The 1,394-nt window shown below is 74.2% G+C and carries 2 protein-coding genes; both read left to right on the top strand.

The window, feature by feature from the left end; genetic code table 11:
* A partial coding sequence (locus AB0K09_RS33385) for a YcaO-like family protein (RefSeq protein ID WP_366069137.1) occupies nucleotides 1-859 on the top strand: 859 nt, incomplete at its 5' end.
* 55 nt (nucleotides 860-914) lie between these two features.
* On the top strand, nucleotides 915-1,394 hold a 480-nt coding region (locus AB0K09_RS33380), incomplete at its 3' end, for a TfuA-like protein (RefSeq protein ID WP_366069136.1).

Here is a 1,394-nt window from a genome sequence, read left to right as displayed (position 1 = left end):
CTACCAGGCGCGCCTGCACGAGCAGCCCTGCTACCGGATCACCACGACCAACGGCCTCGCCTCCGGCAACAGCCTGGAGGAGGCGGTCTGCCACGCCCTGTGCGAGCTGATCGAGCGTGACTCCATGACGCTGGCCGAGCTCGCCAGCAACTACCTCACCCAGGTTCTCCAGGACGGGGGCCGGGGCGGACCCCTGGCCGACGCCGCGGCCGTCGACCGGCTGCGCGGGCTGCATCCGCACCTGCGGCTGGAGACCGCGCCGCCCGCGGTGCAGGAGCTGCTCGGACGCTTCCACGCGGCCGGCATCGAGGTCCGGGCCGTGGACATCACCTCGGACCTGGGCATTCCCAGCTTCTTCGCGGCGACGCGCGAGGACATCGGGTTCGCGGTCTCGCAGGGGCACGGCGGCTACGGCACGCATCCCGACGCCGAGGTCGCCCTGCTGCGCGCGCTGAGCGAGTGCGCCCAGGGGCGGGCCGTGGACATCCAGGCCATGCGGGAGGACATCAGCCTGCCGGGGCAGAAGGTGCCCAAGTACGAGCTGCATGTGCGGCGTTCCGCCTCGGTCGACGAGCACGGCTGGGCCTGGGAGCCGGCCGGTCGCACCGTCGGCATGACGGAGATCCCCACCCGTCCGGGTGATGACGTCCGGGCGGACATCGACCTGACGCTGGACCGGCTGCGCGCGGCCGGCCTGCCCCGTGTGATCGTGGTCGACCTCTCGCCGCCGCGGATCCCCGTCAGCGTCGTGCGGGTCATGGTGCCGGGGCTCGAGTCCTGGGCGACGGACTACTGCCGGATCGGCGCCCGTGGCGCCGCCGCCTGGCAGGCCGCCGTCCGTACGCTCTCCCCCGTCTGACCCGCCGCCGGCCCCGCCGCGCCTTCCGGCGTCCTTCGAGCCAGGAGTTGTCCGCATGCGTCCCGTCGTCTTCCTCGGGCCCAGCCTCGACCACGCCTCGGCGGCCCGCGAACTCGACGCCGAGTTCCTGCCGCCCGTCGCCCGCGGCGACATCGACGCCCTGCTCGCCCGCCCCGGCAGACCGCCGGCCGTCGGGATCGTCGACGGCCGCTTCCTCGGCAGCCTCTGCGTGTCGCCCAAGGAGGTGCTGCGCGCCGTGGACCAGGGCGTCCCGGTCTACGGCTCCTCCAGCATGGGCGCGCTGCGCGCGGTCGAGTGCGCGCCCTACGGCATGACCGGCGTCGGCCGCGTCTTCGACGCCTACGCCTCCGGCGAGGTGGACGAGGACGATGAGGTGGCCCTCGTCTACGACCCGCGTACGCTGCGCGCGGCCTCGGAGCCGCTGATCAACCTGCGGTTCGCGGTGCGCGCGGGCGTCGAGGCGGGCGTGCTCGACGCGGAGGTCGCCGCGCGCTTCCTCGCCATCGCCAAGTCC

Source organism: Streptomyces sp. NPDC049577, assembly GCF_040675635.1.
GTDB lineage: Bacteria > Actinomycetota > Actinomycetes > Streptomycetales > Streptomycetaceae > Streptomyces.
The sequence above is the reverse complement of the archived record's forward strand: the minus strand, read 5'-3'. Positions and strand labels throughout refer to the sequence as shown.